The sequence below is a fragment of the Bacillus sp. AF62 genome (assembly GCF_050312695.1).
Lineage (GTDB): Bacteria > Bacillota > Bacilli > Bacillales > Bacillaceae_G > Bacillus_A > Bacillus_A cereus.
Genome location: NZ_JBNPJZ010000146.1, coordinates 1 through 2550, shown reverse-complemented (window position 1 = coordinate 2550; position 2550 = coordinate 1). Strand labels below are relative to the sequence as shown.

The following is a 2550-nucleotide window of genomic DNA, read 5'->3' as shown; positions in this document are numbered from 1 at the left end:
TCCAATTTTTGTAGGTCTTTACTCTGATCTTCTAAATTAACTTGCTCCGGCAAAAACAAAACAGACGCAAGCTTTTCTGGGTTTGTATAATCTCTCATCTTCTCTTCGAAAAGTGCTTGTGCTGCTTTTCCATTCTCGTCTGTCAAAGAGTTCATGAAACGTCCTTTGATTAAAAATCTAAGTTTTCCATTTCCTTTATAATCAGACATGGCTTTTGCCAGTAGTAATCCGTATGAGTTATACAAGCTATCAATAATCTGATTGATAGACTCCTGGGAAAGCCGGAAATACAAGACTTCACTTTCTTTATAAGTTTTCGTTAACATTTCACCGTTAATTGATAATGAATAATACGTAAACTCTGTTAAACCATTCGTAGTTTCGCGATAAAACGAATCAGCTACCCACAATTCTTCGCCAATAGGAATAACCAACGCTTCATTTTCGTAAACAAGGTTATATACAACTTTTGTCCAGAATTCATGAGCGTTTTCATTCTTATTAGGCGCTACATTCAATTGATAGTAGTTTAAATGCCGTTTTAACTTGCCATCTCTGTAAGATTCAAAGTCACAGGCGATTAATGAACGTGCAATTAAATCAATAGCAGCGTTAACGTATAGTTTCTTGTAAGCTATTTCCGCTTTTAATAGCAGTGTTTGACAATCCGGATCGGGAATATCGCTACTACTACCACCTAAAAATGCTTTAAATATGTTTCTAATCCCCAATTCATTCACCTCCTTTAGTTAAAATGACCATACTTGCATATCGTTTAAATCGACTGCATAGTCTTCGATTTCTCCATCGAAATTTAAAGCGTGAGTAAACGCGAAAAAACCGTCAGTTTTTCTTTTGACAGGGTCGATTTTTTTATATTCTTTTGAGCCATTTCCTAATTCATCCACATAGATATTCCCACAATACCAACGCATAACAGGATCATCGTGGAAAACGATATGATGATTGATGAATAGATGTTGGATTAACGGGTCTAGCATCGCGTGGATATACGGACCGCGTCGCACTACCTCAACTCTTTCGTTAAAACCAGCTTCTTCTAATAAAGGCCTCAAGACTACAGAACGGAATTTATCAATCGCGATACGCTTAATATCGTATGTTTTTGCTTTGTCTAAAAACCAATTGATAACACGTTTGGGCTCAATTTCTTTATCGTAGACGATGGTAAAGAGTCCTTTTTCCACACCAATATCAATAATATCTTGATTAATATCCTGCATTTTCAACGCCTGGTGCCATATGAAAGTGTGGTGAATCCAATAGCGCTTCCCTTCTCGTTTAAATAGCAAACCGACGCTGCAGAAGTCACGTAATTCTGCGTAATCCACACCACCAATACATTCATATTTGTGTAAATCATCAGGTAAAGGTTGATCTGTTGCAAGAATATCCTCATAGGTAGCGATTTTATGTTGAAACAGCTGTTTAGGAATATTCATACGCTTTGTCATGAATTCAACATGCATCGGAATGTTAGTTTGACAATCGGCCCATTCTTCTTTCATCGTTTCGAATAGTTCTTTATTATCTCGAATAGAAGGATTGGCTTTTTCCCAGTTTGCAACATCTTCAACTTCTTCTTCAGAGTCTAATTTGCAGATAAAGGGGAATAATTTACTTTTCTCAACTTCGCCACTCAAAACCATTCGAGCTTTCTCTTTCATATCGTCCAAAACACCACCACGGACATATCCGTCAGTAGTTAAATAGAATGTTCGACCGTCTTTCACTTTACCTAGAGCAGAACGGAAAACCTTGATAGAAGCGTAATCGTCGTATTCATGTATTTCATCGAAACATACGGCTCCTGGTCTTAATCCATCCTTTGTACGAGCATTTGAGGTGTGGTATTGAATCTTCGACTTTGTGCTTTTGTTTTGTATTAAAATCTTAGTTGGTTTATAAAAGGCTTTTCTCAGTTTCTTTTCATGCTTCGGGTCTTCCAATACATTTTTTACATCTTCAAATGTTGTTTTAGCTTGTTTTTCTGATGTTGCAACCCATTCTATATTGTAGTTATTAATACCAAACGGTTTAGATTCCATATAGAAGTTTTGATAGCCAGCAAAACCATTTTTACCGCCACCACGTCCCATAAATATTAATACTTGATTCCACACTAACCTATCAGTATCTTTATATCTGACACCAAATACACAAGCATTAACAAATTTTTGCCATGTAAATAATTCAAATGGAAAGTAAGGAGCCGGAACGTTTACACTGTCCTCAATTGCTTGTACATCTAAATAAACATTTGGGTCATCTAAAGTTTCCCTAACGAGCTTCATTAATTGTTTCTGTTCTTTACACGATCGTATTTTTCTGCTTTCCACAAGTTCCATATACTCATTGATATAAGGGTGGTATCTATAGACGTTACAAATCGATGTCATCGTCATCATCCACCTCTTCACTTACCGTTTTAAGCCCAAGTTCATTAAGAATTTTTAACATTTGTGTGTTAGTCTTATTCAACTCGTTTATACTATCGTTTTTCTTTAAAAATCCATTAGCACCTAGTAC

At 36.1% G+C, this 2550-nt stretch carries 2 protein-coding genes; both read right to left on the bottom strand.

The genetic code is table 11. From position 1 onward, the window contains the following. A partial coding sequence (locus tag ACQRBL_RS30550) for a phage portal protein (RefSeq protein WP_427736241.1) occupies positions 1–731 on the bottom strand: 731 nt, incomplete at its 3' end. Between the two features lie 18 nt (positions 732–749). Then, positions 750–2420: a terminase TerL endonuclease subunit gene (locus ACQRBL_RS30545; RefSeq protein WP_427736239.1), complete on the bottom strand. Its 1671-nt coding sequence runs from the start codon at positions 2418–2420 to the stop codon at positions 750–752. Between the last annotated feature and the right edge of the window lie 130 nt (positions 2421–2550).